Below are 450 nucleotides of genomic sequence, written 5' to 3' on the forward strand. Positions count from 1 at the left end.
TGCCTGCTGGGCGGCGCGGCAGCAGGTCTGGCCGGAATGTTCGAGGTCACTACTGTGCAGGGCAGCGCCAACGCCGCGCTGATTGCCGGCTACGGCACCAGCGGCATCCTGGTCGCCTTTGCCGCACGCCATCATCCGCTGGCCATTATCGTTTGTGCCATTTTGCTGGGTGGTCTGGAAGCCAGTGGTGGGCTGCTGCAACGACGGCTTGGCCTGCCAGACGCCACCACGCTGATTCTTGAAGGTCTGCTGTTCACCAATCTGCTGCTCTGGGAAGCCCTGGGTGGGCGTATCGCCGCCTGGAAGGTCAGGCTGACGGCGTCGCCCGCGTCACTCGACAAGGGAGCACTGCAACATGGCTGATATCGACCTGACCACCTTTCTCCTCGCCCTGCTGGCCGGAGCTATCCGCGTCGGCACACCTTTTTTGTTCGTCAGCCTGGGCGAATG

At 63.3% G+C, this 450-nt stretch carries 2 pseudogenes; both read left to right on the forward strand.

Annotated elements, in window-relative coordinates:
- Window positions 1–363: pseudogene (locus ALO43_RS23475) on the forward strand (ABC transporter permease); the annotation flags it as partial.
- Window positions 356–450: pseudogene (locus tag ALO43_RS30455) on the forward strand (ABC transporter permease); the annotation flags it as partial. The pseudogenes ALO43_RS23475 and ALO43_RS30455, both read left to right, overlap by 8 nt.

Source organism: Pseudomonas tremae, assembly GCF_001401155.1.
Taxonomy (GTDB): Bacteria; Pseudomonadota; Gammaproteobacteria; order Pseudomonadales; family Pseudomonadaceae; genus Aquipseudomonas; species Aquipseudomonas tremae.